This is a genomic window from Streptomyces sp. NPDC046727 (genome assembly GCF_040645635.1).
Lineage (GTDB): Bacteria > Actinomycetota > Actinomycetes > Streptomycetales > Streptomycetaceae > Streptomyces.
This window is the reverse complement of the sequence record NZ_JBEYYR010000022.1, coordinates 33,816-60,654: the sequence shown is the minus strand read 5'-3', so window position 1 is coordinate 60,654 and position 26,839 is coordinate 33,816. Positions and strand designations below refer to the sequence as shown.

General features: G+C 70.4%; 20 protein-coding genes and 4 pseudogenes. 7 read left to right on the top strand and 17 right to left on the bottom strand.

Translation table 11 applies throughout. The features are described 5' to 3' along the window. Window positions 1–69: 69 nt before the first annotated feature. A pseudogene (locus ABZ937_RS25430) lies at window positions 70–308 on the top strand (IS5/IS1182 family transposase); the annotation flags it as partial. 261 nt (window positions 309–569) lie between these two features. On the opposite strand, the gene ABZ937_RS25425 reads toward ABZ937_RS25430, so the two are convergent. Further along, window positions 570–1,244, bottom strand: coding sequence for a hypothetical protein (locus ABZ937_RS25425; protein WP_361695598.1), 675 nt, complete (start codon window positions 1,242–1,244; stop codon window positions 570–572). Window positions 1,245–1,398: 154 nt separating this feature from the next. On the opposite strand from ABZ937_RS25425, the gene ABZ937_RS25420 reads away from it, so the two are divergent. Further along, window positions 1,399–2,298: a tyrosine-protein phosphatase gene (locus ABZ937_RS25420; protein WP_361695596.1), complete on the top strand. Its 900-nt coding sequence runs from the start codon at window positions 1,399–1,401 to the stop codon at window positions 2,296–2,298. Window positions 2,299–2,370: 72 nt separating this feature from the next. Here ABZ937_RS25420 and ABZ937_RS25415 read toward each other — a convergent pair. The 3 genes and pseudogenes from ABZ937_RS25415 to ABZ937_RS25405 form a co-directional block, all read right to left on the bottom strand. Further along, a pseudogene (locus ABZ937_RS25415) lies at window positions 2,371–2,702 on the bottom strand (cupin domain-containing protein); the annotation flags it as partial. Between the two features lie 354 nt (window positions 2,703–3,056). Then, entirely contained in the window at window positions 3,057–3,509 is a 453-nt protein-coding gene (locus ABZ937_RS25410; protein ID WP_361695594.1) for a pyridoxamine 5'-phosphate oxidase family protein, read from the bottom strand. Continuing rightward, window positions 3,506–3,862, bottom strand: a complete 357-nt coding sequence (locus ABZ937_RS25405; protein WP_361695592.1) for a VOC family protein — start codon at window positions 3,860–3,862, stop codon at window positions 3,506–3,508. The genes ABZ937_RS25410 and ABZ937_RS25405 overlap by 4 nt, the downstream gene beginning before the upstream one ends. 137 nt (window positions 3,863–3,999) lie before the next feature. Between ABZ937_RS25405 and ABZ937_RS25400 the strand changes: the two genes are divergently transcribed. After that, the gene (locus tag ABZ937_RS25400; protein ID WP_361695590.1) at window positions 4,000–6,795 is read left to right on the top strand and encodes a LuxR C-terminal-related transcriptional regulator; all 2,796 of its coding nucleotides are present in this window, start codon (window positions 4,000–4,002) and stop codon (window positions 6,793–6,795) included. A 108-nt stretch (window positions 6,796–6,903) separates the two neighbouring features. On the opposite strand, the gene ABZ937_RS25395 is transcribed toward ABZ937_RS25400, so the two are convergent. After that, window positions 6,904–7,356, bottom strand: coding sequence for a DUF1801 domain-containing protein (locus tag ABZ937_RS25395; protein WP_361695588.1), 453 nt, complete (start codon window positions 7,354–7,356; stop codon window positions 6,904–6,906). 226 nt (window positions 7,357–7,582) lie between these two features. On the opposite strand from ABZ937_RS25395, the gene ABZ937_RS25390 reads away from it, so the two are divergent. Next, a complete protein-coding gene (locus tag ABZ937_RS25390) occupies window positions 7,583–7,855 on the top strand; it encodes a hypothetical protein (protein WP_361695586.1) in 273 nt (90 codons plus the stop codon). A 204-nt stretch (window positions 7,856–8,059) separates the two neighbouring features. Here the strand turns inward: ABZ937_RS25390 and ABZ937_RS25385 are convergent, their stop codons facing one another. Both ABZ937_RS25385 and ABZ937_RS25380 read right to left on the bottom strand, forming a co-directional pair. Next, window positions 8,060–9,037, bottom strand: coding sequence for a PP2C family protein-serine/threonine phosphatase (locus ABZ937_RS25385; protein WP_361695584.1), 978 nt, complete (start codon window positions 9,035–9,037; stop codon window positions 8,060–8,062). 446 nt (window positions 9,038–9,483) lie between these two features. Next, on the bottom strand, window positions 9,484–10,854 hold the full coding sequence (locus tag ABZ937_RS25380) for a HEAT repeat domain-containing protein (protein ID WP_361695582.1): 1,371 nt from the start codon (window positions 10,852–10,854) through the stop codon (window positions 9,484–9,486). Window positions 10,855–10,987: 133 nt separating this feature from the next. Between ABZ937_RS25380 and ABZ937_RS25375 the strand changes: the two genes are divergently transcribed. Continuing rightward, window positions 10,988–11,746: an SDR family oxidoreductase gene (locus tag ABZ937_RS25375; RefSeq protein WP_361695580.1), complete on the top strand. Its 759-nt coding sequence runs from the start codon at window positions 10,988–10,990 to the stop codon at window positions 11,744–11,746. A 79-nt stretch (window positions 11,747–11,825) separates the two neighbouring features. Here the strand turns inward: ABZ937_RS25375 and ABZ937_RS25370 are convergent, their stop codons facing one another. The 9 genes and pseudogenes from ABZ937_RS25370 to ABZ937_RS25330 all read right to left on the bottom strand — a co-directional run bounded on the left by ABZ937_RS25370 (window position 11,826) and on the right by ABZ937_RS25330 (window position 20,367). Beyond that, the gene (locus ABZ937_RS25370; protein WP_361695578.1) at window positions 11,826–12,158 is read right to left on the bottom strand and encodes an Lsr2 family protein; all 333 of its coding nucleotides are present in this window, start codon (window positions 12,156–12,158) and stop codon (window positions 11,826–11,828) included. A gap of 181 nt (window positions 12,159–12,339) precedes the next feature. Next, a complete protein-coding gene (locus tag ABZ937_RS25365) occupies window positions 12,340–12,534 on the bottom strand; it encodes a hypothetical protein (protein WP_361695682.1) in 195 nt (64 codons plus the stop codon). A gap of 544 nt (window positions 12,535–13,078) precedes the next feature. Next, on the bottom strand, window positions 13,079–14,500 hold the full coding sequence (locus tag ABZ937_RS25360) for a hypothetical protein (RefSeq protein ID WP_361695576.1): 1,422 nt from the start codon (window positions 14,498–14,500) through the stop codon (window positions 13,079–13,081). 538 nt (window positions 14,501–15,038) lie between these two features. Further along, window positions 15,039–15,902: an LLM class flavin-dependent oxidoreductase gene (locus tag ABZ937_RS25355; RefSeq protein ID WP_361695574.1), complete on the bottom strand. Its 864-nt coding sequence runs from the start codon at window positions 15,900–15,902 to the stop codon at window positions 15,039–15,041. A 256-nt stretch (window positions 15,903–16,158) separates the two neighbouring features. Then, entirely contained in the window at window positions 16,159–16,521 is a 363-nt protein-coding gene (locus tag ABZ937_RS25350; RefSeq protein WP_361695572.1) for an SH3 domain-containing protein, read from the bottom strand. A 505-nt stretch (window positions 16,522–17,026) separates the two neighbouring features. After that, window positions 17,027–18,024, bottom strand: a pseudogene (locus ABZ937_RS25345) (MFS transporter). A gap of 187 nt (window positions 18,025–18,211) precedes the next feature. Next, a pseudogene (locus ABZ937_RS25340) lies at window positions 18,212–18,443 on the bottom strand (transposase); the annotation flags it as partial. Between the two features lie 48 nt (window positions 18,444–18,491). Beyond that, window positions 18,492–19,004 carry a hypothetical protein gene (locus ABZ937_RS25335; RefSeq protein WP_361695570.1) on the bottom strand — a complete coding sequence of 171 codons (513 nt, stop codon included), beginning with the start codon at window positions 19,002–19,004 and terminating at the stop codon, window positions 18,492–18,494. Between the two features lie 310 nt (window positions 19,005–19,314). Then, a complete protein-coding gene (locus tag ABZ937_RS25330; protein WP_361695568.1) occupies window positions 19,315–20,367 on the bottom strand; it encodes a helix-turn-helix domain-containing protein in 1,053 nt (350 codons plus the stop codon). Window positions 20,368–20,518: 151 nt separating this feature from the next. Between ABZ937_RS25330 and ABZ937_RS25325 the strand changes: the two genes are divergently transcribed. Further along, a complete protein-coding gene (locus ABZ937_RS25325; RefSeq protein WP_361695566.1) occupies window positions 20,519–21,346 on the top strand; it encodes a dienelactone hydrolase family protein in 828 nt (275 codons plus the stop codon). A 102-nt stretch (window positions 21,347–21,448) separates the two neighbouring features. Continuing rightward, a complete protein-coding gene (locus ABZ937_RS25320; RefSeq protein WP_361695565.1) occupies window positions 21,449–22,933 on the top strand; it encodes an amidase in 1,485 nt (494 codons plus the stop codon). Here ABZ937_RS25320 and ABZ937_RS25315 read toward each other — a convergent pair. Then, window positions 22,919–26,464, bottom strand: coding sequence for a hypothetical protein (locus ABZ937_RS25315; protein WP_361695563.1), 3,546 nt, complete (start codon window positions 26,462–26,464; stop codon window positions 22,919–22,921). The genes ABZ937_RS25320 and ABZ937_RS25315 overlap by 15 nt on opposite strands. Between the last annotated feature and the right edge of the window lie 375 nt (window positions 26,465–26,839).

Below are 26,839 nucleotides of genomic sequence, written 5' to 3'. Positions count from 1 at the left end.
GTCCATACCTGGGGCCAGCCTGCTGCGCCGAGAATGGTGCGGCCGTACGTCAGCGTGCATCCAGCCCGCCTGGTGGGCGGGGGAGAGCGGGGGTGTGCTCCACAGCTGATGCCAGACCTGGATCGGATCCGTGTACCGCGTCAAGGCGGGGCCACCCGCGCACCCGGCCCGACCATCTGGGCGGTGACAGGGCGTACAGCTCTCGGCGGAACCGACGCTACCTGCGACGCCACCAGATCAAGCACACCACCCCCGAACGCCGGGACCAGCGAGCCAGCCGACTTCGCCGCGGCAGCGCCGACGGCCGCACGTGACTCGCCGGACAGCGCCTGAGGCGGATCCAGCCCGTTTCGGCGCTGTGCGCAGTGAGCGGCGGCGTACTCACAGCGCCTTCCTGACTGGGGTCAGCGGCGGGCCGCGCTGGGGAGTGCCAGGGCGCCAGGACCACCCTTGGGCCCGAGAGCGGCAGAGAACCGAACTCGCTCCACTTCAAGTCCGTGCTGTTCAGGGCCGTCGGCTGAGGAGCGCTCTTGATACGCCAGGGCTTCCGCAATGTCCCCGCGCCTTGGCTACCTACGACGCGTTCCTCCGCGGCGAGTTCGTCTCCCCCCGAGCCCTTCGTCCAGCAACTGCCAGGGCGAGCGGCCCGAGACGCCCAGGTCACGGGCGAGGCCGGCGTCCAGGTTCGGGAAGAAGCCGTCCACGTCACCACTGGCCAGCGCGGCGGCGATCCCCGCGTCGATCTCCTTGGCCCGTGGGTCGGGGTGTCGGGTTCCGTCCGCGCCGACGCGCGTCGGACCGTTCCCCATCACCAGCAGCCCGACGCGGTCCGCCCACCCCGCCGTGTGGAGGCCGTCCTCGCCGTTCGTGGGCCAACTGCGGTCGTCGTCCACCTCGTAGGCACGCACGGGACCGGTCCAGCCGGTCTGCTGCAGCAGCCACGCACCGACGCCCAGCGACATCGGGAGTCTGCTCGTGGGCGGCTCCGTGGCCCGGCCCCGTCCGAGCCGAACGTCCACGGGGCTCCCGAGGCCGCGGAAGGCCCAGACAACGCCCTCCTCGTGGAGGTGGGACCGCTCACCCGGACCGACCACGGCCATGATCTCGGGCTCCTCGGCCAGTACGGTCGCCACCGCCTCCGCGCACGCCGCACGCAGCAGCTCCGGCGCCGCGGCTGCGCCCGCGTCCGTCTCGTCGAGTACGAGCGACGGCAGGCAGGGACAGACGGCAGCGGCCACGAGCATGCTCGGCAGCCTAGCCGGGCGGGCCGGTGCGGGGGCGTGCGCGCGGCTGCCACACCTATCCGCTGACTATTAGTCAAAGGATCACCACTCCTACCCCTTCAGCTCTCAAGATCCACGGGCTACTGTCCCGCCCCCGCTGAAGGAAGGAATCCGCATGCCAAGACGCGTTGTCACCGTCTCCGCGCTCGCCCTGGCCGTCACCCTGACCCCCGTTGCCGCCGAGGCGACCCCGCACCACCACGCGCCCGCACACAGCACCGTCACGGCCTCCCGGGTCCTCTCGATCCCCGGCACCGTCAACGCCCGCGACATGGGCGGCTACCTCACCTACGACGCGAAGAGCACCCGATGGGGAGTGCTCTACCGCTCCGAGAGCCTGTCGAAGCTCACGCCGGACGGCGTCACAGCGCTCGGGAACCTCAAGCTGAGCGAGGTCATCGACCTGCGTACCAGCACGGAAATCCAGTACGACGGCATGGACCGGCTGCCGACCGGACTCGCCTCGGACCTGCACCCGGTCGACGACACCGGCCTGTACTTGTGGATGCGGCAGGTGATCGGCTCGAAGGACGCCGCCTACCAGCAAGCGCAGCTGGGCGATGGCAAGGCGCAGGCTCGTATGGTCAGCCTGTACAAGGGCTTCGTGACCAACTCCGCGAACCGCTCCGAGCTCGGTGCCGCGATCAAGAGCGTCGCGAACTCCACCGGGCCCGTGCTGTTCCACTGCACGGCGGGCAAGGACCGTACCGGCGTCCTCGCCGACACGATCCTCCGTGCGGTCGGGGTCCCCGCGACCACCACCGCGCAGGACTACCTGCTCTCCAACCAGTTGCGAGCGGCCTCGGACCAGGCGCAGCGCGACCAGCTGAAGGCCGCCGGGTACATGCAGAACCCGGATCTCCTGATCCCGCTTCAGCGGGTCGATTCCAGCTACCTGGACGCGTTCCGGGACCAAGCTGTGCAGTCCTATGGCAGCTTCGGGAGATTCCTCACCGACGGTCTCGGCCTGGACGCGGCGACACTGGCCAAGTTGCGGTCTCGGCTCGTCGGCTGACGTCATGCATCGACCCCGCATGGGCCGGTCCACTGCGGCGTGCCGTCTGTTCCAGGGCGATGCGCAGCACGGTCAGGCAGGGCGCGGAGCCCTTCGGTCCTTGCGCCGCGCCAGCTCTTCCTCGTCGACCAGAGTGAGCATGGGCTGACCCGGCGCGCACATCATCGTCATTAGGAAGCGGCTCCAGGAATCCGTTCGGTTGTTCCCGTCCTGATAGTGGATGACGTCGCCGCCGGGTTCCCAGAACGTCTCTCCCGCCTTGATCACGCGCTCCGGTTCGCCTTCGAGTTCGAAGAGCATTTCCCCTCCAGCATGTAACCGAATGCGGGACCGGAGTGCCGGTGCGGAGGGGTGCCGGGGTCGCCCGGAGGAAATGCGATGAGAACCGTCATTGCCTCCGCCCCCGAGGTCCCTGTTGTGCATTGGTCGACTCATTGCTCGACATGGATGCCTCCATGGGTGCCTTGCGCTCTACGGAGCCACCCGGACGTGTGGGAACGGCCACCGCCGGCCCGCAAGGTCCAGTCTCGCACCGGCTCACCCCTACCGCCTGGCGGTCGGTGGTGTGAACGGGGTTGAAGAGCGGCAGCAGAAGATGATCCCAGCACGACGCCGATCACCGGCAGAGCGCGCGCAGCGCCCCGTGCGGCGGTAGCCGGACGGCCACGAGGTCGTTCCCGTGGATCGGGCCGGCCTCGTCGAGCCGTCGAGCCGGTGCGGCACGGCTACCGCCCCCGCATCCAAGCGCCCGGTGGGCGTCACGCGAGCCAGCGGCCCTCGCGCATCAGCTCGCGTGCGCGCAGTTCGTTCTCCTCGCGCCATGCCTGGATGCGGCGTGGGGTGATGCGGAACCAGCGATACGGTGTGGCCGACGCGCGTGGATCGAAGCCGGTGCGTGCGGCGAACCGGTCACCCTGCTGCTGGTGCAGCGCGTCGATCTCGAGGACCTCGACCTCACCCTCGATCATGGCAACGTCCCGGGTGTCTCCGAGCGCGAGCCGTGTGGTCCGGGTGGCGGCCAGGTTCCTGCCGGTCGGGCTGCCGGCCGGGGTGGCCACCAGGAGGGTCTCGCCGTCCCAGTCGAAGGACAGCGGTACCAGGTACGGCTCGCCGTCCGGCGAGGCGCTGGCCACCCAGACGTCGACGTCGTGGGTGAGGCGGTGCTCGGTGTCGCGGCGGCGCTGGGCGCGGGATCGGGGCTCGGCGCTCATCGGTCCTGCAGCAGGCCGAGGAGGTTGCCGTCGGGGTCGACGAGGGTGGCCACCAGGCGACCACCGCCGACATCGTGCACGGGCTCCTTCACGGTGGCGCCCGCGGCGGTCACCTCGGCGAGCTTCGCCTCGATGTCCGGAACGTGCCAGTAGGCCAGCGACGAGGTCAGGCCCTGCGGTCCACCGTGCGGCAGCAGCCCGATGTGCTGGCCTGCGGCCTCGAAACCAACGTAGTAGGGCTCGTCGGTCTGCGGCGGGACGCCGAGCAGGGCGGTGAACACCGCCTTGGCCGTCGCCAGGTCGGACACGGGGTGCAGCACGGTCTTGATTCCCTGGGTGGCGGAACCGGTCATGGTCACTCCTGCGGTCGTGGGTGGTCGTTCGTCGCGGTGCGTCGGATCGGGGTTGATCGCGGTGGCCACAGCCTCTCTCCACCCGGGCACCGTTCACCTCCGTGCCGACCACGGAAGCCGCCACGGATAATGACTCGGTGCCCACTCCAGTGATCTCGGCCCGTGAAGCCGAAGTGCTCGCGCTCCTCGGGGACCACCTCAGCAATGCGGAGATCGCCGCGCGGCTGTTCATCTCGGTGCGCACCGTCGAGTCCCATGTCTCCTCGCTGCTGCGCAAGTTGGAGCTGCCGGACCGTCGGGCGCTGTCCCGGCGCGCAGCCGAGTCGGCTCACGCGGGGCAGACCCGCCCGGCACCCGCCCTCCCGGCGCCGCTGACGGCATTCGTCGGCCGGGTGCGGGAGCGCGGGGAGCTGGCCGATGCGGTGAGGACGCACCGGCAGGTGACCGCGGTCGGTCTTGGCGGGGTGGGCAAGACACGGCTCGCGCTGGCGGTGGCGGCGGAGGTGGCCGGCGGCTTCGCCGACGGGGTGTGGTTCGTCGACCTGGCCCCGGTGACCGATCCGGGGAGGGTGGGGGCGGCGGTCGCGGCAGCCGTGGGTGTGGGCGAGCAGCCCGGGCGCGGTATCGACGACGCGGTGGTGGCCGCGCTGGCGGACCGCGAGGCACTGCTGGTACTGGACAACTGCGAGCAGGTACGAGACGGAGTGGGGCCGTTCGTGGAGAGGCTGCTGGTGGCCTGCCCCCGATTGCGGGTGCTCGCGACGAGCCGGGCCCGGCTGATGGTTCCGTTCGAGTGGGTCTACCCGGTCCCGCCGCTGTCGCGGGCAGGCGGCGGCGATTCCGATGCGGTGGCCCTGTTCCTGCAGCGGGCGGCGGCGGTCGGCCGGTCGCCGGGCCCGGCGGTAGGCCCCGAGATCGCGGCTCTGTGCGAACGGCTTGACGGCATGGCTCTGGCGATCGAGCTGGCGGCGGCTCGGTGGTCCACGCTGGGCCTTGACGGTCTTTCGGCCGGTCTCTCCGACCAGTTGCGGATCCTGGCCGGCGGCCCGCGCGTCGACGGCAGGCACCGGTCGGTGCGGGCGGTGCTGGACTGGAGCCACGACCTGCTGGAGCCGCAGGACCGGGCGCTGCTGCGGCGGGTGTCGGTGTTCGTGGCGCCGTTCACCGCCGAAGTGGCCGCCGAGGTGGCGGGGTTCGAGCCGCTGGATCCGGCTGCGGTTGCCGATGGGCTCGGCAGGCTTGCCGAACAGAGTCTGCTCACTGTGACCCACTCCCCGGCCGGCACCCGGTATCAGGCGCTGGAGACCATTCGCCAGTACGGGATGGAGCACCTGGCCGACGCCTGTGAGCTGACCGGCGTCCGCTCCCGCCATGTGGATTGGTGCCTGGCAACTGCGACCGCCCTGACGGGAATTGACGGCCCGGACTCGCGCCCCCGGTTCGACGCGGCGGCGGAGGACCTCCGGGCCGCCCTCGCCTGGGCGGCCGACCAGCCGGAGCTGCGGGCTCACGCCTACCGCCTCGCCCTGTCCATGGCCGAACTGACCTTCACCCACAATCTGCTGGGGGAGTCACAGCAGCGCTTCGAACAGGCGGCCGCGCTCGCCGGCGACACCGATGCTGCCGCGGCGCTGCGGGAGGCCGCCGCGGTGGCCGGATGCCGCAGGCTCGGCGAGGAGATGTTCCGGCTGCACAACGCCGCCGCAGGGGCCGCCCGCCGGGCCGGTGACCACACGGGTGCCGGCCGTGATCTGGCGGCCGCCGCCACCGTCGCGTACCGCTTCTCCAGCACGTTCACACAGCTCCCCGCCGCGGACGAGGTGACCGCCGTGCTCGCGGAAGCGCGCGAGCTGTCCTGCCCCGGCGACCCCGCCGCCGAGGCGGCTGTCGCACTGGCCGAGGCGGCCGTGATCGCGGACGCCTACGGCGCGGTCCAGGGCGACGCGGACAACACCGCGCAGGAGACGGTCGGGTACGCCGAACGAGCCGTCGAACTCGCCCGGCGGGCGGGCGACCCGGTCGCCGAGTCCGCCGCCCTCGACGCGCTCTCCGGCGCCAGCAGCTGGGCCGGTGACGCCTTCGGCGCCGCGGCCGCGGCCCGGCGCCGGATCGATGTACTGGCCCCGGTACCACGCACCCCCGCCAGTACGCAGGAGCTGGTGGACGCCCTCGCCATGGCCGCCGGAAACGCCCTCGGCGTGGGGGAGCTGCCGGGAGCCCGCCGGTGGAGCAGGCAGCTCGCCGACCATCCGCTGCTGGCCGAGGCGGGTCACCACGCCACGTCCTGGCTGCTGGTCACGGAGGCGTTCGCCGGTCATGCCGACGAGGTGCTCACGGGCAGCGCGAGGTTCCTCGACGCGTGGGAGCAGAGCGGCCGGCAGCGGTCGTTCATGCTCGGACCCGCCGCCGCGTCGGTCGCGATGGTCCACGGCTTGCGCGGCGACCCCGACACCCGGGCGACCTGGCTCGCGATCGCCGACCGGGCGGGCCCCGTCCTGGACCACCGCCATGGCTACGGCGCGGTCTTCGACGCCATGGTCCTGCTCCACCACGGCGACCCGGACGCGGCCCTGGAGCGGCTGGCGCCGGAGCCGGATCAGGTGTGGAAGTGGGTCTGCTGGGTCTGGCTGCACTGGTACGTGGCACTCCGAGCGGAGGCGTCGGTACTCGCCGGGCACCCGGACGCCCGGGGCCGCATCGACGCCGCCCGGAGTATGGTCGCCGGCAACCCGGTCGCCACCGCCCAACTCGACCGGGCGCAGGCGCTGCTGGACGGCGACCTGACACGACAGCTCGCTGCCGCAGCGGCATTCGACGCGGCGGGCTGCCGCTACCAGTCGGCACGCACGCTGCTGCTCGCCGGGAGGGGCCATGCCGCCGCCGGCACGGCGGCACTCGACGACCTCGGCCTCACGCCCATGGCCGTCGGGTGACCGCAGCACAAGGCGCCCGGTACGTCGATCAGGTCGTGCACGTCAGGCGGGCGGAGCGGGACCGGCTCCGCCCACCTGACGTACCCGACCGTCCACCGAGAACGCGTCTCAGCTGACCGCCCGCTTCACGAGCGCGGCGATCCGCGCCTCCACCTCGGGCGTCACCTCGGCCAAGGCGAAACCGGCCGCCCACATCGGCCCCTCGTCGAGGTTCGCCTGGTCGCTGAACCCGAGCGTCGCGTAGCGGGACTTGAACTTCTCCGCGCTCTGGAAGAAGCAGACGACCTTGCCGTCCCGCGCGTAGGCGGGCATCCCGTACCAGAGCTTCGGCGAGAGGACCGGGGCACTGGTCGTGATGACGGCGTGGACGCGCTCGGCCATGACCCGGTCCGCGTCCCCCATCTCGGCGATCTTCGCAAGCACATCCTGCTTCTCCTGCACCGCCTTGTCCGCGCGCGAGCCGCGGCGCGCGGCCTTCTTCTGCTCCTGGGCGTGGTCCTTCATCGCCGCCCGCTCCTCGGCCGTGAACCCCTCGTACGTGCTGCTGTGCGTGCTGGTCATGGTCACCCCTGTCTCTTCGAGCCTGATCGCCGTGGTCACAGTCTTTCCCGGCCGGGGTACGGACTGCTTCCGTGCTGACCACTGAAACCACCACGGATGCCGAGCCGCACCGACAGCGCGTCCTGCTGGCGGCGGCCCTGCACGGTCGGCCGGTGCCGGATTCCTCGACCAGCTGGGGCACGGTGGCCGGCGCCGCGCTGTCAGTGGTGGTTGAGAGGCTGGACGGATGGATCGCGATGAGGAGAAGTTGCTGCGCGGCCGGGTCTACGGCGCCGACCACGATCACCCAGGCCCGCTGCCGGGCCAGCGCTACGTCGAGCTGGTCGGCGGCCCGCTGGACGGGCTGCTGCTCGACATCACCGGCTGGACGCCGGACGAGATCGACACCGGCGTCGCGCTCCCGACCGAGCTGGGCCGGTTCGGCGCAGGCGGCCGGGCGATGTACGACCCGCGCCCCGGCGATCCGGCCCACTTCGACTGGACCGGCGACGCCCCCTGACAGCTCCAGTGAGGTAGCCGATCAGGCGCCAACAGCGGCCCCGCACCAAGAGTGGCACATAGCAGATGCTGGTCACCCATTCCCCCTCCCCACGAAGAGCACGCCGTAGACCGTGCAGTCGAGTGCGCCCAGCGCCGCGGGTATGGCCGCGACGAGCACGCCGGGGTGCCAGGGACGCAGCACGCCGCTGTCTGAAACGATCAGTTACTCCATGGGGTCACTCAGGCGCACGGCGAGAGCGGCGATGTCGTCGTCAAGGCGTCCTCTGCTGTAGCGGAGGAGGTCGCGGTGAAGTGCGGTGAGCAGCTCGTGGGGCGGCGCAGGGGGCTGTTGGCACATCCAGGCCGCCAGGGGGAAGAACTCGCCGTCGTGGGCGCGGGCCTCGGCGACCCCGTCGGTATAGAGAAGCAGCAGGTCGCCGGGGGTGAAATCGAAGGTGTCGACACTGTAGTGATCGCCGATCAGCTCCGCGAGGTTGAGTAGTGGCGAGGGCGTGGTGGACTCAAGGACACGGACTTCCCCGCAGCTCAGGAGCAGCGGCGGGGGGTGTCCGCAGTTGAGGATCTCGATACGTCTGCCCGTGTGCGGGATCTCGACGAGAAGGGCGGTGGCGAAGCGCTCCACCGGCCCCTCGGGGGGAAACGCGGCGTTGTACCGAGTGCAGCTGGCGTCCAGCCGGCGCGCGACGCTGACCAAGTCGGCCTCGCCGTAGGCCGCCTCCCGGAAGGCGTTGACGATCGCCGCGGCCGCGCCCACGGCCGGCAGGCCCTTGCCCCGCACATCGCCGATGAGCAGCCTGACCCCGTGTCGCGTGTCGACCACCTCGTAGAAGTCTCCGCCGATACGGGCCTCCGCCGCGGCCGCGAGATACAGCGACTCGATCTCGACGCTCGCGAAGCGGCGCGGCATAGGACTCAGCACCACCTGCTGCGCCGCTTCGGCGACGAGTCGCACATGAAAGAGGGTCCGCTCCCGCTGGAGCCGGACATGACTTCCGTACGCGGCCGCCACGGTGACCGCGATGATCCCGGCAGCTGTCCACCACGTCCCGAGACCGGGGAACACGATGCTGAGACCGATCATCAGAAAGAGGCAGACCGTCCCCAGCAGGACGGTGGGGAGCACCGGCCACATCGCGGCGGCGAGGGCCGGCGCCGCGGGCAGCAGGCGACTGAAGGCCATGTCCGGGGGAGTGGAGTATGCCAGGCTGGCGATGACGACGGTCAGGACGACTGGCGACAGCCGGACAAGCCTCCCCTGGCCGTGGCGACGACGGAGCCGCAGCCGTTCAGACTCGATCACACTTCACAGAATATCTACGCAAGGAGGGCATAGCGCCCTGACGGATCAGAGCCGGCCGCCTGCCCTGCACCGGCTCGCCGGCTTTACTGGTATTCGTTACCTAGAATCAAATATGTGTTCGATGAGAATGAGTCGGGCGGGTTGTGCTGAGCGTCTGGCCATGATCAGTAGGTGCGGCCGGAAGACGGGCGTCTGAGCTCGTCGTCACCCAGTAGCGGCGCTTCTCGCCGACCGTGTCGATGAACCGGCCCCCGTCGGTTTCGATCACGCGCCGGGAGGCGATGGTGTCGTCTCTGGTCGAACCGGAAAGCATGCAGTCGCTAGCGTCAGGTAGTGCCGGGCCGGTTGCGGGCCTTGTAGTGCCAGTGAGCGGACACACGGTGGTCGTGTTCGAAGCCGGGACCGAGCGGGCCGACGCGTTCGTAGGCCTCATCGGTGCGTGGGTCGTCGCGGACGGCGAGGGCGTAGGCCGCCTCCAGCCGCAGGTTCTGATCCTCCTCGTCCAGCAGGGCGGCGAGAGCATCCGTGACCGGGGCCGTCCGGTCGTGGGAGCTGGAGAGGGACTCGGCGGCACGGCGCCGGACGTCGGGGTCCGGGTCCTGGAGCAGGGCGAGCAGGCTCTCCCGGTCCGCCGGGGTCAGCTCGCGCGGGTGGGCCAGGACCTGGGCGACGACGCACCGGACCAGGGAGTCGGGGTCCCGCGCCAGGGCGAGCAGGGTGGTGGTGGCGGGCTCGCTCCGTGGTGTCCCGATCAGGCAGTACGGCACCTCGCGGCGCACGCGCGGGTCCGGATGGCCGGCGTAGCGGAAGCCGATGGCCTCTTGGTCGGGGTGGGCGTAGTCCGTGTAGACGTCCAGGACTCTGGCGAGTACCTCGCCGTCCGGCTCGTCGCGCGCCCACTGCGCCAGGAACTCGACATCCTGCGCGATGTCCGGACGGTCGTGGAAGTTCGCCAGGAAGTGCCGGGACGACAGGACTGCGGCGAGCAGCCGGCGGTGGACGGGATCGGGGTGGTGGCGCAAGGCCGTCAGGTCCGACCAAGCCTGCGGGCTCTTGCGGAAGGCGAGGGCGTAGCTGACGGCGGACCAGTTGGCGTGCAGCTCGTCCGGGTACGGGACGGCTCGTGCCACCAGCTCCGGCACCGGCGCCAGGACGCCGAACGCCCGCTCCAGGTCGGTGAGGACGCCGCTGTGGCCCGCCCGGACGGTGAGCCCGCCGAGGGAGACCTCCTCGATGTCCGTGTACTCGTCATCGTTGACCAGTCGCCGGGTGGCCGGGCCCGAGGTCCCGGTACGGCGGCGCAGTTCCTCGGCCTCCCCCCTCTCGTACCAGGCCCGAGCGAGGTCGAGCAGCCGCTGCCGCTCGGCCTCGGCGATCCGCATCCGCGGGTCCTTGCCGAGCGTGGCGCCGACCAGTGCCGGCGAGCCGAGGTCGACAGCCCGCAGGAGCGGTGTCGTACCGTCCGGCAGCACGACGCCCGAGTCGGCGCCGCCGTCCGTCAGGGCACCGGCGGTCTCGTGGTCGAACCCGCCCACGGCGGTGCAGAGCAGCGGGAGTCCGTCGGGGCCCGAAGTGTTCGGATCGGCGCCGTCCTGAAGGCGTGCCTGCACCGCGCGGGAGTCCTTGGCCATCACGGCTGCCACGAGCTGGGCGTTCACATCGTCCGGGTTGCGCAGGTCGTGCTGCGGTGCGGTCATCTTTCCCCCTGGTGATCCGTCGGACAGCACGTTATCCGGCTTTCCTGGTAGGAGTCGGGGGCGAGGTGCGGGCGTGCGGACTGTGGGGGGCAAGTGGGTTGAGCGTGGCGGAGTTTGTTGACAGGCTGCCGTCGTGGATCTTGGACTTGCGGGAAAGACAGCGTTCATCACCGGGGGAAGCAGTGGCATCGGGCTGGCCATCGGCCGGGCGCTGCGGGACGAGGGAGCGACGGTCACCGTCTGCGGACGGGACAGGGAAAGACTGGAGGAGTCCGGGCTGCCCGGCGTCCAGGCGGACGTCACGGATCCGGAGGCGCTCGCCCGGGCCATCGACGAGTCGGCCGAGCAGATGGGCGGGCTCGATCTGCTGGTGGCCAATGCCGGCGGTGTGTACGGGGGCGGGCTATTGGATTCAACGCCCGAGGACTGGCTGCGGACGTACGAGTTGAACGTGCTGCATGCCGCCCACGCCATCCGCACCGCGGTGCCGCACTTCGAGCGGCGCGGGGGCGGCAGCGCGCTCATCGTCGCATCGATCACGGGGTGGAAGCCGGGCCCCAGGTCGTCGTACGCCTCGGCGAAGGCGGCCGAGATCCACCTCGCCGCCACGCTCGGCCAGGAGTTGGGCCCGCGCAACATCCGGGTGAATGCGCTCAGTCCGGGTTCGGTGATGTTCGAGGGTGGAGGCTGGGCCTGGTTCCGGGACAACCGTCCGGAGCAGTACGAGGCATTCGCCCGCGGCGACTTCCCCCGTGGCCGGCTGGTCGAGTTGCACGAAGTGGCCGACGTGGCCTGCTTCCTCCTGTCGGCCCGTGCCGGCGGGGTCAACGGCACCAACGTCTGCGTGGACGGCGCCCAGGACCACCCCAGCGCCGGCCGGTTCTTTCCGTAGAACCCGTGCCGCGCACGGCAATGGGGAGCCGCCCGCCACCAGATCTCGCGGATTTGAGCCGGGGGAAATCGTTCGGGGGTCAGTGGGAGGCGTCGAACGCTTCTCGGATTTCCTTGGGGACGCGACCGCGGTCGTTCACCTCATAGCCGTTCTCACGAGCCCAGGCGCGGATCTCTTCCGCACTGGGGCCGGCCGCGGCGCTCCTCCGTACGGGACCCGTCTCCTTTGTCCGGCCCAGCTTCCGCCCCTTCTCGATGAACGGCCGGAGCGCCGCGTCCAGTTTGTCATAGTTCTCCGGGGTGAGGTCGATTTCGTAGTTCACGCCGTTCAGAGAAAACCTGTGGGTGCCGACCTCGTCCGATTCCATACCGGTGAGGTCGTCCAAGTAGACGGTCACAATCTTCTGAGCCATGGGTGGATGCTACCCAGCCGATCCTGGGTAATGGGCAGAGGATCGGTCTATTGGCCTCTATCGGAAAGTTGCCTTGACCGCGTTCGCGGATCCGCTCATGCGCGGCACAGCGTCCCGCGCCTGCCGTGCCGTGGCGCGCTGGGCTTTCGATGATGCGGAACTCCTCCGGCTGGAGCTTGGGCTACCGGGTGAACAATCCCGCAAGGCTTTCCCTTTTCATGAGCGCATTGCCCGCGCCTGCGAGCACAACCTGCGAGCGCCGCACGCCGATGCCCAGGAGACCGAGCAGACGCCGACGACCGGCCACCTCTGGCCGCCCGGGGGTGAGCAGCTGTCCCAGCTCCTCCAGCTTCGGCGCGCTGTCTCCCCGCTCCATGCGGCTCATTCTGCTCAGCGAGCAGCGGATGGCCCGCGCGGCCTGCTCCATGGTGACCTGGCGGGTCTGGCGCAGCGCCCGCAACTGACTGCCCAGGGCGATCCGTTGAGTGGTCGGCGTGAGGGGGATGCGCGAGAGGACCGATACCGGCGGGCGATGCTGCCGTAACGGCCGGCCGTACGGGCCGCTTCTGGCCCTTCGGCACCGCGTCCTCCTCCCAAGGCGAGGGCCGCCTACCCGGCCGTTCCTGCACGGCCGGGTGGCGGCGCCTCACCGCGTCGAGTACGGGCTGCTCCCTCGCGACCGGCGGGAGCCGATGGGCGAGTGGGTGACCCCGCTGTGCGAGGCGCGGGCCGGGGCAGCCGCTCGGGATCGCTGAGCAGACCGCTCCGCGCCGCTTCCCGCACCTGCCGAAGCACTCCGAAGAACCGCGGAGAACTCCGGAGAACTTCTCCGACGACGACGCGCAGATGCGCGTGCACCCGCGTGAACGGGACCCGCAAGCTCCCGGCGTAGGCCCGCTTCAAGAAGCCGAAGGTACGCGCTAGCTCTGGGACGGGAACACGAAGAAGCCCTTGTCCGTGCTGATGTATCCGTACCCCGACGGCTGTGAGAACAGCGGGATGTCCTGCTCAGGCAGGCTCTTGGCGAGCACCTTCTTGGTACGGCCGTCGACCGCGAGGTACACGCTCTCGCTGAAGTCCTCCTTCGTGGTGCCGTAGAGGACGCCGTTCGGGGAGAAGCGCAGCGGCGTCATCGCCTTCTCGCCCTCCTTCTGCGCCCAGACCTCCTTGCCGTCGGCGGGCTGCCACACGGCGGTGCCCTGCTCCGTGTGAGCGGCGGCCAGGGTGAGGTCGGGGGTGAAGACGGAGGAGCCCTCGGTGTTGGTGGTGTCGGCGGAGCTGTCCTCGTACGAGTACTTCGAGGAGCCGCCGACCTGCTTGCCGCTCGCGATGTCGTACGTCGCCGTCACCCAGGTGTCGGGAGCGAGGGCGCCCGCTCCCCAGGCGGTGAGGACACGGCCGTCGCGCACGTCGAGGACCCGGAGGGCGCCGCTGGTGCGCTTGCCGTCGTCGTCCAGTTCCACGCCCGCCGGCGGGGTGACGTCCGCCGTGCTCCAGACCTTCTTGCCGGTGGCGAGGTCCGTCATGACGAGCTGTTCGGGGTCGTCCTCGTAGGTGGACGCGTTCTCCACGTGGAAGACGTACTTGCCGGTGATCAAGGGAGCGTGGGCCTGCCCGCCGTCGATCTCGTTGTTGCGCGAGTCGAACGAGCACCTCGCCAGTTGCCCGGTGCAGGTGACCTCGCGGGCCGTGCCGCCCTCGATGGGCGTGAGCTTCAGGCTCGCGTCACCGTCCTGCTTGATGATGTGGCCCTCGCGGACGTCGAACTCGTCGCCCTCGGTCGTGGCCTTGCCCAGCTCCGCTCCGTCACTGCCGTAGACGGTGACCGTGCTGTTGGTCTTCTCCTCGCTCAGGCCGTCCGACTCCGTCGTGGCACGGGCGAACACCGCGACCGCCTTGACGCCGTCGTGCCAGGTCGTCGCGGCCACGCGATCGGTCGTCACCTTGAGGCTCTTGCGCACCGCGCCGGTCTTCACGTCCCGGAACTCCAAGGTGGCCGGCTCGGGGTCGTTCGTGAAGTGGAGGGTGCCGACCGAGCCGTCGACCGGCTCCCAGGCATATCCCTGCCCGAGGGCGTACTTGCCCTGGGCGTCCTTGACGAACAGCAAGGTGTCACCGAGGTCGATGGCATGGGCGGGAGGCAGGCTCCACGCCGGCTTGGCGGCCAGGCCGGGTATCGAGGGGCCGCTGTAGGCGGGTCCCTTGGGCGTCGCACCGTCCGGGCCGGCCGAGCTGCCGTCCTTCGACTTGGCGGCGGAGTCGTCGCCGTCGGAGGAACTGCAGCCAGTGACCAGCCCGAGCGACAGGACGAGGCCGACGGCCATCACTGTGTACTTGTTCATGTCCCCGTAGGTCTTCCGTAGGTGATCTTGAGATGCACACGGCAGCATAGGCGTCAGGCCGAACCGACGAGCAAATCCCGTGGATCTCCACGAGCTTGACACGCCTCCCATGCCGCGGGGCGTTGCGCGGGAGGCGACGTCCCGGTCGGCAGCGGACCCTTCCGCCACGCGTGGTGACTCCGCACCACGCACTCCGCACTCCGTCCTCCGGGCGAGGTGACGCTCACGCCTCTCGCGTTGCTCGGGCTGACCCCGCATCAGCCGGACCGGCGAGCCCGGCGGAGTCCGCCTGCACTGCGACGCGGACACCGGCTGCGCATACGCCACCCTCGACGCCCCCTGCATCAAGCTCCCACGCCGGCCAGTCACCTCACTCCACCGGAACTTCGCCACCGCCGCCGACATCGTCGATGCGGCGCAGTGCCTCGTCGTCAGCTGGGCCACACCCAACGGCGGGTGCGTGTGCTGGGGCGAGATTCAGGCCGCTGAGGGCGTGGCTGATCGGCTCGACAGGGCCGTCGCTCACACCGACGGCTGACTAGATCACTGGCGGTCCGGCCTCGATGCGGCGCAGTACCGGGTGCTGGCGGTCCAGGTCGGGGCCGGTCTGAACCTGCCGTTCGTCCCACCAGGTGGCACCGGCGTCGTGCAGCGGACCGATCACGTCCTTGGCCTTGGCCATGTTCGGGGGCGTGGCACCGCCCAGCACGAACTCGAAGGGGCGGTCGGCCCCGTTCGCGCGGTGCTTGCGTACGTAGCCCACAAGATCCCGTACCTCCGCCGCATCCGGCACATGCCCGTGCCGTGCCGTCTCGAACAGCGGCACCGCGCCGTCCCACCGCGCTGCCCGCCGCATGGGCGGACGACGGGGCCAGAACCCGCCGATCCACACCGGAGGACCGGGCCGCTGCACGGTGGCCGGCAGCAGGGTCACGTCCCGAACCTCATAGTGCCGGCCGTGGTGATTCACCGGTTCGCCGGACCAGAAGCGCTTCAACACGTCCAGTCCCTCGTCGAGCCGTTCGGCGAGGAGGCGTGGTTCGGCGGCGTCGCCGAAGCTACGGTATTCGTCCTCGACCGGACCGCCCAGGCCGGCGGCGAAGATGACCCGGCCACCGCTGAGGTGGTCCAAGGTGGATACTTGGCGGGCGAGTTGCTGCGGACGGTAACGGGGGACCGGCGTCAGAAGGGTGCCCAGCCGTATCCGGGAAGTCGCCAGCGCGGCCGCGGTCAGCAGCATCCAGGGGTCTCCGAAGGGACGCCCCTGGTGCTGCCGGTGCAGAACGTGGTCCCAGACGAAGAGCCCGTCCCAGCCGGCCTGCTCGGCGGCAGCCGCCACGGTCGCGACGTTGCGGGGGTCGGCGAAGTCACCGAAGTTGGGGATGTTGACGGAGAAGCGCATCCCAGCAGGATGCGCACCCGACGACGAAGGGGCAATCGGATTCGCATCCCGGCGGCTTCCCGACAAGCCGCTGACGGCACACAGCAGGCGTGGCTGGGCTCGCCGGATCATGCCGGGCCGGTCTGACCAACCCTCCAGGCGGCCCCGCCCGTCCGCTCCCCCGTGGCGAACGGGCGGGGCTCTTCACGGCCCGAGGTGCGCAGCTGCCCGGCACCTCCATGAAGTGATCAGAGACGCCGGCACGCGAGGCGACGTATCAGCAGTGCTCGGTGGCACCGCCGTTGGTCAGGTTGCCGTCCCAGATCCAGCCGCTGACCTGGGTGCCGTCGATGCGCGCGTGGGTCCAGGTGTTGCCCGCGGCGTTGGTTACGTAGCAGTGGTAGTAGAGCCGCGCGGAGTAGACCGTGGCCGTGACCGGGCAGTCGGAGCTCGGGCCGGTGCGCAGCGGCGCCGAGTCGCCGTTGACGTAGCCGTAGCCGGAGTCATTGTTGGACCAGGCCGGGTGGGTGCACGAGGAACTGTCGCCGGCAGCGGCGACGGCCGACGGGGCGGCGGTCAGGGTGGCCGAGGCGGCCAGGAGAGGCAGGGCGACCGCTGTCCACACCTTGGTTCTCTTCAACGGAGTTCCTTTCGGTCGATGAGACGAAGGAGCCTCGCGTCACTTGGTTCGTCGGTGGTGAAAGTCAGTGACGCAGTACCAGGGTGGCGACAGCGCCCCGAAATCTCGTTAGCAGGCAATCCCCAGTTCGTTAGCAGTCAGTCCACTCCGCTCAGGTCAGGGGAAGCTCCCGCACGGCCGAACAGTCACGCTGGCCACCCTTGCCTCGCTGTGACTGAGCAGCTCAGCGGTAGGCGGACATCGAGGGTGTACAACAGGCAGCCCCCGTGCTCGGCGGCGTAATCAAGGAGGAACCGGCGCGCATGCTCCGGATCGCTGCCGGCAAGCGCGAAGCCCGCAAGCAAGACCTGCGGACCCGAGACCGCATCCAGGGCGATGCCCCCCACTTTGCCGACGTCGTAGAACACCTTCAGCCGCCGGCGAAGTCTTCCTGCCGGTAGGGGCGATCCACCCGCACGTGGGGCCGCGTTCGCGTCCGGCCTGCAGATGAGCCGTGCTCGCCGAGCTACTCGGGCGCGTCTGCGCTTGCTGGCCAGGTGAGACACCTGGCGAAGTGGGCGCCCGCTGTCAGGACCATGAATAGCGCAGTGCAGCCGCCGAGCACCATGACCGCGGATGGAGAGGTGCGGTCCAGGACCATTCCCCCCAGAAGCGCGCCGATGGAGATCGTGGCTTGGAAGGAAGCCGTGAACAGAACCGATGCCGCTTCGGGGGCAGCCGGCGCCGCCTTGGAAAACCACGTCTGCGATGCGACCGGCACTGCGCCATAGCCGACGCCCCACACACTCAGCAGGGCGACAGCACCGGCCTCCCAGCGGCCCACCGTGGGAAGCAGAAGAGTCGCCGTTGCAATGAGTCCGGCAGCAAGTCCGAAGACCGTCCGCGGATACTGTGCCACCCGAGCGCCCCCGAGAAAGTTGCCGTGATCAGCACCCCGACCGTCAGCGCACCCATGACCGCGAATGCCGCACGCCACCCAGCGAGATACCCGAGGTGGGTGCCGGTCGGTACACCGAGGACGGATCCCAACGGGACAGCGGAGAAGATCACGGCGGTTGCCCTGCTGACCGAGGTCGGCGGCACCAAGCGTTCCGCCAGCCCAGCGCCTATCGACCAGAACCCACCGATCGTGATCCCCACCATGACCCTGTAGACCAGCACGAGCCAGTAGTCGGGTGCCGCAGCCGCAAGGAAATTCGCCAGGGCCAGCAGGAGCATCAAGACGCACAGCATCAGGCGACGGTCGATGCGTGCCGTGGCCACAGTGACCAGAGGAGCAGAGACCGCCGCGAGCAAACCCGGCATGGCCATCATCAGCCCGGCCACACCGTCTGAGATGGTGAAACCGGAGCCGATCGAGGTCAGCAGACCGACAGGCAGGATCTCAGTGGTGACAATGGCGAAGATTCCCAGCATCACCGAGACCACGGCCGGCCAGCCGATGAGCGGCGATGGGGTCGGCAGAGCCGCGCCGTCGACTGGTTTGGTAGTGGTGGGGGACATGAGCTCCGTCCTGTGATGGGCAGTGCGTTGGCGAACAGCTCAGCAGGCGGTCTCCCCGGTCGGCTGGCAGAACTACGACAGCACCCTCGCGCTCCGCGGTTGATGTCGCATTCTCGCCAGGGCAATGGCACCTGCAACGGTCAACGCAGTGAGTTGAGTTGCCGGTGGGTTATGAGGCAGCGGGCGGTCCCGGTCCGTGCAGGGTGCCGCGGCGGGCGATCGCGGGCACGATGCGGCGGGCGCGGACCTGGTCGCGGTAGATGTCGTGGTCGTAGCCGCGGTCGGCAAACAGCGAGTCCGGCTTGCGGCGGGGGGACCCCGATCCGGCCGCGGACCGGCGGCACCGCGTCGAGCAGCGGCAGTAGCTGGGTGACGTCGCTGCGGTTGCCGCCGGTCAGCAGGACTGCGAGCGGCGTACCGTGCCCGTCGGTGGTCGACCAGGGCGGAGTCGGCGGGTGGACGCTGGCCTACGCCGGGAGCGAGCTTCTCCTGACCTCGTTGTACGTCCACTTGACGCGCGGGTCGGAGTAGTCGCGGGGCACGGAGATCACCACCACGTCGGTGTCGTAGGCCCGGGCGGCGGTCACCTTCATGCCCCTGCTGAAGTCAGGGGAGATGTAGCCGTTGGCGACGAAGAAGCGCTTGTCGGCGTGGTTGGCGTTGCATTCAGTACGGTAGGCGTAGTAGGCGCCGAGGATGTACCGCGCCCACAAACACCCGCCGGAGGCGCTGCGAAGCTGGTAGACCAGGGCTCCCTCGTCGACGAATTCGGTCGTCCAGAGCTGGGTCTGCCGTCCGGCCTCGCAGAAGTCCTGCCCGACGACGTCGTTCGACGGGAACACGGTCAGGCACTTCCCGGTGGCGGCGCTCACCCAACGCCCCCAGGTCTCGGCGTGGGCGGTGCCACTGCTCGCGAGCGTCGCTCCCACGCAGAGCACCACCGCGGCGACGGTCCGGACGAGGCGGTGCGGACTCTTCATCAAGCCTCCTGAAGCGTCATGAGACTCCCGCTCGCCCCATGCCCGTCCGGCCCGCCGGCAACCACAACTTCATCCGTTCGGCCCAAGGCGAACCGATCCGCCGCACCGGGCGACGCGGCCCGTGCTGCTCGACGGGCCGGCGCAGCCACCGCCTACGCGTACGGCACCGGAGATCAGGCCGGCGGGACCAATGCGCCCCCAGAAGAACGTCACCCTGAGCAGCGGGCGTACGTACTCCGTCGTGCCCCGAGGGATCGGCCCGAGCGGTTCGGCCCCGGGCCATCGATCCGGATGAGCTGAACGAGACGGCCTAGACGCCGCTGTCCGGTGCGGACGCCCGGCCCGTGACGGTGCCGCGGAAGGCGGCCCGGTAGGCGCTCGGGCGGTGGCCTGTGTGGCGGGCGAAGAGGGCGGCGAAGGTGCCGGGGTCCTGGTAGCCGACGGCCGCGGCGACGGAGGCGACGGTGCGGTCGGTGGTCTCCAGGAGGTGGCGGGCGCGGCGGACCCGGGAGGCCTGGAGGTGGGCCAGCGGGCTGCGTCCGGTCTCTTCGGCGAAGCGGCGCAGCAGCGTGCGGGTGCTGACCCGGAAGGCGTCCGCGAGCGCGGCCAGGTCGTACCGCTCGGCGAGGTTCTGGTCGAGCCGCCGCATGACCCGCTGGGAGAACTCCCGGCCGGGCTGCGGGAGGAGCCGTGGATCGACGTACGGGGTCTGGGAGGTCCGCGCGTCGTCGACGAGCGCCAACCGTGCGGTGGTGCGGGCCACCCGGGCGCCGTTGTGCCGGCGGATCAGGTCCAGCGCGAAGTCGTACATGGCGCTGAAGGCCGCCGTGGTCGTCACCCCCCGGTCGGTGACGACCAGGTGCTCCGGCCGTACGTCGGCGTCCGGGCAGCGCCTGGCCAGTTCGCCGGCGTGCAGCCAGGAGGTGGTGGCCCGGCGCCGGTCCAGGAGCCCGGCCTCGGCGAGGAGGAACGCGCCGACGCAGAGGGAGACGACGGCGGTGCCGTCGGCGGCCTGTGCGCGGATCGCCGCGATCTCGGGGGCGAGCCGGGCGAGCCGGGCGTCGAGGTCCGTGTCCGGGGACAGTTCGAAGCCGGGGACCACGAGGACGTCGACCTCGCGCACCGGACGCACGTCCAGGCTCGCGCCGCCCGAGGCGGTGACCCGGCGGCGGGGCGAGACGACCGACACCCGGTAGCCGGGCGCGTCCGGTCCGGCGACATGCCCGGCCATCGTCAACAGGTCGGGTACGCCGAACACCTCGGACGCGAAGCAGCCCGGGTACGCCAGGACCCCGACCCGCAGCGCACCCGGTCCGGCGCCCGGACCCGCACCTTCCTGCGCCTGCCGCGCCGCTTCCGCCATCGCCGCCGTACCCCCTGATGTCCCCGGCCACGGGTCGCCGACCGCGCACCGCTCGCCGTCCTCGCGCGGGGCGAGAGTGTGGCGAGATTACCCCTGGCCTTGGCGATCCCGCCGCTGACCCGGCGGCCGGTCCCGGGACCAGGCTGGCTCCATGAGCGACGACGATCCGATCACCGACTTCACCCGCCGGAGCATGGTCGTGGAGGGAGTGGAGAAGACGGTGTACGTGGCCGGGGCCGGGCCCGCGGTCGTGGTGCTGCCCGAGATGCCGGGCATCAGTCCCGACGTCCTGCGGCTCGCACGCTGGGTGCGGGACGCGGGCTTCACCGTCCATGTGCCCTCCCTGTTCGGGACGGACGGCGCTTTCCCGACGGTCGAGGGCGGCCGGGGGGTCGTCCGCCGCGCCTGTGTCAGCGCGGAGTTCCGTGCCTTCGCCGGTGGCGGGACCAGCCCGGTGACGGTCTGGCTGCGCGGCCTGGCGCGCCAGGCCCACGCCGCGTGCGGTGGGCCGGGTGTGGGCGCGATCGGGCTGTGCTTCACCGGCAACTTCGCCCTCACCATGGCCCTGGAGCCGGCGGTGATCGCCCCGGTGGTCAACCATCCGTCGCTGCCGCTCGACGACCCCGGCGGACTCGAACTCGACGCCGCGGACGCGCGTGCGGTGCGCGACCGGCTCCACCGCGACCACCTCACCGTCCTCGCCTACCGCTTCGAGGGCGACCGTTGGTGCACGGGGCAGCGCTTCGCCGCCTACCGCGCGCTGCTCGGCGACGCCTTCGACGGGCGCGTCCTCCCCGACAGCGCCGCCAACCCGGCCCCGCCGCCTTTCTTCGCCGACCTGGTCGGCACCCCGCACAGCGTCGTCACCGCCCATCTCGTCGACGAGGCCGGCCACCCCACGGTCCGGGCCCGCGACGAGATCCTCGCCTTCCTCACCGACCGCCTGCACCCGCACGGGAACCGGCCGCACTCCGGCTGATGTCGCTGTGGCCGGAGAGGGAAATGACGAGTATCGAAGTCCCATCACCGTTGCACGAAGCGGTATTTCGTGCCCTCTCCCGGAGGTCGTTACGGTCCATTCATGGACTGGAATATGCAGACAGCCGAAGAACTCGCGGCGGCCTTGCGCGCCGGTGAAGTGACCTCGGCGGAACTCACCGACGAGGCGATCGCCCGTATCGAGCGCGACGACAAGGCGATCAACGCGATCTGTGTGCCGGACTTCGACCGTGCGCGGGCCGCCGCGCGCGGTGCCGACCAGGCGCGCGCCCGAGGTGAGGACCGGCCGCTGCTCGGCATACCGGTGACGGTCAAAGAGTCCTACAACGTCGCCGGAATGGCCACGACCTGGGGCATGCCGGAGCACCGGGACTACCTGCCGGCCGAGGACGCGGTGCAGGTGTCGCGGCTCAAGGCCGCAGGCGCGGTGGTGCTCGGCAAGACCAATGTGCCCGTCGGGCTGCAGGACATACAGAGCTTCAACGAGATCTACGGCACCACCAACAACCCGTGGGATCACGGCCGCACGCCGGGTGGATCCTCTGGCGGATCAGCGGCCGCCCTGGCGTCCGGATTCGGCGCGCTGTCCATCGGTTCCGACATCGGCGGCTCGTTGCGTACCCCCGCACACTTCTGCGGCATCTACGCACACAAGCCGACACTCGGGCTGGCGGCGAGCCGCGGTATGGTCCCGCCGCTCGTACCGGCGTTGCCGGACGGCCTTGACCTCGCCGTCGTCGGGCCGATGGCGCGCAGTGCCCGTGACCTCACACTCCTGCTCGACGTCATGGCCGGACCGGACCCGCTGACGCTCGGTGTGGCGCACGACTTGACGCTGCCGCCCGCGCGCCACGAGCGGCTCGGCGACTTCCGGGTCCTGGTCCTCGACGACCATCCGCTCATCCCGACCGGGTCCGCTGTGCGGGCGGGCGTGAACCTGGTGGCCGACGCGCTTGTCGACGGCGGTGCCCGCGTCGAACGGCACAGCCCGCTGCTGCCCGATCTGACCGAAGCCGCGGTGCTCTATATGCAGTTGCTGTTCTCGAACTCCGGCGCGCGCCTTCCTGCCGACGTGTACGAGCAGCTGCGGACCCACGCCGCCGGACTGAGCGCAGACGACCGGAGTCTCGACGCGGAGCGGCTGCGCGGCCTGGTGTTCAGCCACCGCGACTGGTTCGAGGCGAACAGCCGTCGGGAGCTCCACCGCCAGGGCTGGCGGCAGTTGTTCGCCGAGTTCGACGCCGTAGTGTGTCCGATCACGCCCACTCCCGCGTTCCCGCACGACCACGACCCCGATCTGATGGAACGCCGGATCGACATCGACGGCGTCGAGTACCCCTACCTCGACCAGCTCGTCTGGGCCGGTGTGGCCACCATGCCCGGCCTACCCGCCACCGCCGTACCGGCGGGCCGGTCCCCCGAGGGCCTGCCGGTGGGAGTGCAGCTCATCGGCCCGATGTTCGAGGACCGCACCCCGCTGCGGTTGGCCGAACTGCTCGAGCAGAGGATCGGCGGCTTCCAGGCACCGAAGCAGGGCGTCGGCGTGAGAGGCTCACAGGCCGTGTGACGCCAGTGGCCGCGGCGGGTGCAGGCGCTCCGGCAGCAGGTCGAGGTGGTGCCTGGCTTGTTCGGCGGCCGGACTGTGGGGGAAGCGCTCGAGGATCTGTTGCCAGATGTCCCTGGCGCGGTCGATGTCCTGGTGCCCGCGCCGGGACAACGACCGCGCTTCCAGGGCGGACGCGAGGTGGGCCCACTCCTGGGCGTCCCCACCGGAGTGCTCCACTGCGCTCTCCAGGAAACGGACGGCCTCACGGGCCCGGCCTTCCCGGTAGGCGACCCACCCGCGGGCGTCCTCGCACTTTGCCAGTCCGCCGGGATCCAGGATGTTCGAAGCGCCCTTCAGAGCACCGTCCGCTATGAGGCGTGCCTCATCGAGTCTGATGCCCTGCTCGGCGTAGAACATCGCGAGGCGTGCTGTCAGAGTGACCTGTGCGACACGCAGCTTCTTCTCCTCGTCCGTGCCGCGCACCCTGTTCATTCGGGCATAGCAGGCCCGCTGAGCCTCGATCAGCTCCCCTCCCACCTCCGAGGTCCGTTCACATTGGGCCAACAGATGCGCTATTCGTTCGTGGTGCTGTGCTGCGTGTGGCTGCTCGGGCATGCCGCTGACAGCGCGCAGGACGACGATGGCCTCGTCGGAACGGCCCAGGAGATCGAGCACGGTGGCCAGTTCCTCGTGCATCCACGTCTCCAGGCCCGTGCTCAGCGAAGCCTCGCGTGTGGCCTTGACCAACTCGTCGCGTGCTTGGGCGAGGAGCCTTCCCCGCTCGTCGTTCCGCGAGGTCTCGGCCTGCTTGCGGTGGGTGACCGCCAGTTCGAGCCGGGCTCTGTCCCGTTGCTCTCCGGCCGGCAGGAGCTCGATCAGCCTGACCAGCGTCTGCTCGGCCAGGTCGTACTGGGCCCGCTGGTCGCGGTACAGATGGGCCAGGGTGAATCGTGGATAGGCATAGAGGGGGGCCAGTTTCAGGGCGTCCCGGCAGTCACGGGCGGCATCGCCGGCGCGGCCCTGACAGGCGTACACCGCCGCTCGTCCTGCCATCGCGCGCGCACGGGGAGACAGGTCCGGCGGTTCCGCGGACAGTTCGGCCTGCCGCTCCTGCCCCTGACGTCCGGTGCGGTAGCGAGGGCGGACGGTCTTCGGTGACCTGTCGATGGCCACGTCGTAGTGTCTGACGGCGCGCTGGTAGTTGTCCGAGGCATCGTGTCGGTGCCCCGCTTCGAACTGGGAATCCGCGAGAGCGGCGTACGCGTCGGCCAGCTCCACGTACCACAGCGGGGGCTTCTCCAACTTCGACGGCGGTCTTCGCCTGACGGCTCTTCTGAGATGACGGACCGCTGTCTTCCACTGGACCCGTTGTTCGTCGGAAGCCGGGATCATCGACGCCAGCGACGCGTGCAGCAGCGCTATCTCCCGGTGGGCGAACGCGACTTCGGGGCGAGCCCCACCGGCCTCGGCGCGCAACTTCTCGATTCTGTCCAGTGCCCCGCGCAGACGTGTCTCGTCGACGGTCTGCTGCGCCTCACGAGCGTCGGACCACGCTCGCGCCCAGCGCAGGGTGAAGCGATCTTCCCAGCCGGGGGCATCCGGGACACAGCCATCAGCCGGTGGCCACTGCTCGTCGACGATCCGGCGCACCTCCTCCCGGCCCGGTTCCAAGGTCAGCGCCTTGCCTGCGAGCGACCGGGCGGTGCGCTCGTCCGGTACGACCAACGCCAGCAGGAGCCAGGCCACAGCGTCGTCGGGGTCCCGGTGCACCGCCAGGGTGAACAGGTCGGTGGCCAGGTCCACGGTCTCGCCGTCGGTCGCCGTGCCCGCTGCGAAGGCACCGATGTCCTTCGCCGTGACGTGATGATTCTGAGGATCTCGCTGCAGGGCCTCCAGGTACGCGATCAACGCGCCACCCTCAGCGCCATGCTCCTCAAGCGTGCGGCCCCTGAGTGCGTGCAACTCCGTCAGATCAGGGGCCCATTGGATGGCGTGGCCGATGCGATGGTCCGCCATGGCTATCAGACGCGAGCGGGTCGGGTCGTCTGCCACGCACCTCGCCAGCTGCGACCAGCACTCGGACTCCAGGCTCACGACGTGGGCGATCCGCGCGGTCAAAGGCCGTACCGCGATCATGTCCCCATCGCGCACCAGCCGTTGGGCCCGCTCGTCGACCAGCGCCCGCTCTGCGTCACAGAAGCAGTCGAGCGCCTCACCCACCACGGCGACAGGGGGCGGTCCGGGTGCCGCGTGCTGCTGCTGGTGCTCGCCCTGTTTCAGCAGGGCGACGCCCAGCCAGTACGAGGCGAGGGCACCCTCCATGGGATGCGTGCGAGCAGGCTGCGTGAGCGCGCTACGAGCCTGCTGGACCGCCTGCTCCAGGAGATCGGACCGCCGCTTCGTATCGACGGCGGGATGATCGGCCTGTTCGATGAAGGCCCTCGCCAATTGCACGCGGGCGGGAGCCATCGTCGGGTCAAGGGTCACCGCCTTCTGCCACATGAGAGTCGGTCCGTCCCAGACCGCTCTCGACACGCGCAGACCGATGTCCTTACGGACACGGCGCTGCTCGCGGTAGACCAGCCCGAGATTGTGGTAGGCAGCGGCATATCCCGGACTGTGGGTCAGGGCCGCTCGGAAGTGGTCCTCGGCCTCGTCGAGGTACTGCAGAGTGCCTTCCTGCTGAAAGCGCTGATAACAGTCCAGGCCGTCGACCAGCCGTTGGAAGCCTTCGACGTCGGCACCCGACTCCGAGGCTCCGGGCCGTTCGAGTTCGATGCGGTGGGCCAGCTCCCGGGCGAGGCGCCCTTCGGCCTGCCCGGCATCGCCGTGGGTGCCCACCTGCGCTGACCAGGTACGGCCGCGCATCCCGGACTGGGTGGCGACGACCCGCCATACTCCGTGCGCCTGCACCAGCGCCCCCTCCAGCGTTCCGCTGAAGGCCCGCTCCAGCCAGGTGAGCACGGCTCCGACCTGGAGTTTCAGGGGGCCCAGCGTGACCGTGCCGACCTCGGTCGGCTTGATGTCGCCTGACAGCCCACTGGTCGCCACCCCGGTCTTGAACGGCACCCGGGCCGACGACCGCCGCACCATGTCCCCCCGCTGCGCGGCCGGGTTCAGCACGTCGGCGGGCGTCATGAACGGCTCCTGCCGGACCAGTTCCGCGATGCGCTCGATCTCGCTGCCCAGGAGCTCGGTGAACCCCCCGGCGACGCCGTCCGCCCTCCCGGTGCTGTCTCCGCCGACCAGGCTCTTGAACGGCAGGATCCGGACTGGCCGGGACCCACGCCGTACCGCCACCAGCAGGATGGCGACGAGGCCGACGATGATCCAAACGGCATAGGGCATCCCCCGGAAGGGGGCGCCCCCTCGCACCACCGTCAGCGCGACGAACCCCACGATGGCAAGAGCGGTCCCCCGCAGGTAGGGGTTGACGCTGCGCCACGCGGCCCACCAGAGCCGGAGGAATCGCCTCACTCGACGCGTGCCCCTCGCAGGCCCTGATCCCGCGATGCGTCTGGTCTCCAGCACGAGATGCTTCAGCGAGGGCATGGCCAGCCCCTCTTCCGGCGCCCACTCTCCGCCTGCGCCCTTCCTCATTCCAGCCTGCGCCCGAAACCTGTGGGGAGCAATTCAGCCCGTGTCACGCGGCCTCAGTGGTTCGCTCGGCGGGCCTGCTCGCCCGTACGACCTGCTGGAACCGCCCGCTCTCTGTGGTCGTCTTGTGCGCTGAATGTGTACGAGCAGGGGGGTTGTGATGAAGAACGCGACGAAGGCCGGCCTTATGGTGACGGCCATGGCGACCGTGCTGGCGGCATCGGCGTGCGGCGGGGGAGCGGGCGCGGCGGTCGGGGGAAGCGGCGGGAAGCTCCCTGCCCACGGGCAGAAGGAGTCCGCGGCGAGGCCCGGGGGCGGGGCGTCGGCCGG

What these genes read in the sequence shown, in the direction of transcription:
- ABZ937_RS25425 (WP_361695598.1), bottom strand. Translation starts at nt 1,244, where the DNA reads ATGCTCGTGGCCGCTGCCGTCTGTCCCTGCCTGCCGTCGCTCGTACTC.
- ABZ937_RS25420 (WP_361695596.1), top strand. Translation starts at nt 1,399, where the DNA reads ATGCCAAGACGCGTTGTCACCGTCTCCGCGCTCGCCCTGGCCGTCACC.
- ABZ937_RS25410 (WP_361695594.1), bottom strand. Translation starts at nt 3,509, where the DNA reads ATGAGCGCCGAGCCCCGATCCCGCGCCCAGCGCCGCCGCGACACCGAG.
- ABZ937_RS25405 (WP_361695592.1), bottom strand. Translation starts at nt 3,862, where the DNA reads ATGACCGGTTCCGCCACCCAGGGAATCAAGACCGTGCTGCACCCCGTG.
- ABZ937_RS25395 (WP_361695588.1), bottom strand. Translation starts at nt 7,356, where the DNA reads ATGACCAGCACGCACAGCAGCACGTACGAGGGGTTCACGGCCGAGGAG.
- ABZ937_RS25390 (WP_361695586.1), top strand. Translation starts at nt 7,583, where the DNA reads ATGGATCGCGATGAGGAGAAGTTGCTGCGCGGCCGGGTCTACGGCGCC.
- ABZ937_RS25385 (WP_361695584.1), bottom strand. Translation starts at nt 9,037, where the DNA reads ATGGCCTTCAGTCGCCTGCTGCCCGCGGCGCCGGCCCTCGCCGCCGCG.
- ABZ937_RS25380 (WP_361695582.1), bottom strand. Translation starts at nt 10,854, where the DNA reads ATGACCGCACCGCAGCACGACCTGCGCAACCCGGACGATGTGAACGCC.
- ABZ937_RS25370 (WP_361695578.1), bottom strand. Translation starts at nt 12,158, where the DNA reads ATGGCTCAGAAGATTGTGACCGTCTACTTGGACGACCTCACCGGTATG.
- ABZ937_RS25365 (WP_361695682.1), bottom strand. Translation starts at nt 12,534, where the DNA reads ATGGAGCGGGGAGACAGCGCGCCGAAGCTGGAGGAGCTGGGACAGCTG.
- ABZ937_RS25360 (WP_361695576.1), bottom strand. Translation starts at nt 14,500, where the DNA reads ATGAACAAGTACACAGTGATGGCCGTCGGCCTCGTCCTGTCGCTCGGG.
- ABZ937_RS25355 (WP_361695574.1), bottom strand. Translation starts at nt 15,902, where the DNA reads ATGCGCTTCTCCGTCAACATCCCCAACTTCGGTGACTTCGCCGACCCC.
- ABZ937_RS25335 (WP_361695570.1), bottom strand. Translation starts at nt 19,004, where the DNA reads ATGAAGAGTCCGCACCGCCTCGTCCGGACCGTCGCCGCGGTGGTGCTC.
- ABZ937_RS25330 (WP_361695568.1), bottom strand. Translation starts at nt 20,367, where the DNA reads ATGGCGGAAGCGGCGCGGCAGGCGCAGGAAGGTGCGGGTCCGGGCGCC.
- ABZ937_RS25325 (WP_361695566.1), top strand. Translation starts at nt 20,519, where the DNA reads ATGAGCGACGACGATCCGATCACCGACTTCACCCGCCGGAGCATGGTC.
- ABZ937_RS25320 (WP_361695565.1), top strand. Translation starts at nt 21,449, where the DNA reads ATGGACTGGAATATGCAGACAGCCGAAGAACTCGCGGCGGCCTTGCGC.
- ABZ937_RS25315 (WP_361695563.1), bottom strand. Translation starts at nt 26,464, where the DNA reads ATGCCCTCGCTGAAGCATCTCGTGCTGGAGACCAGACGCATCGCGGGA.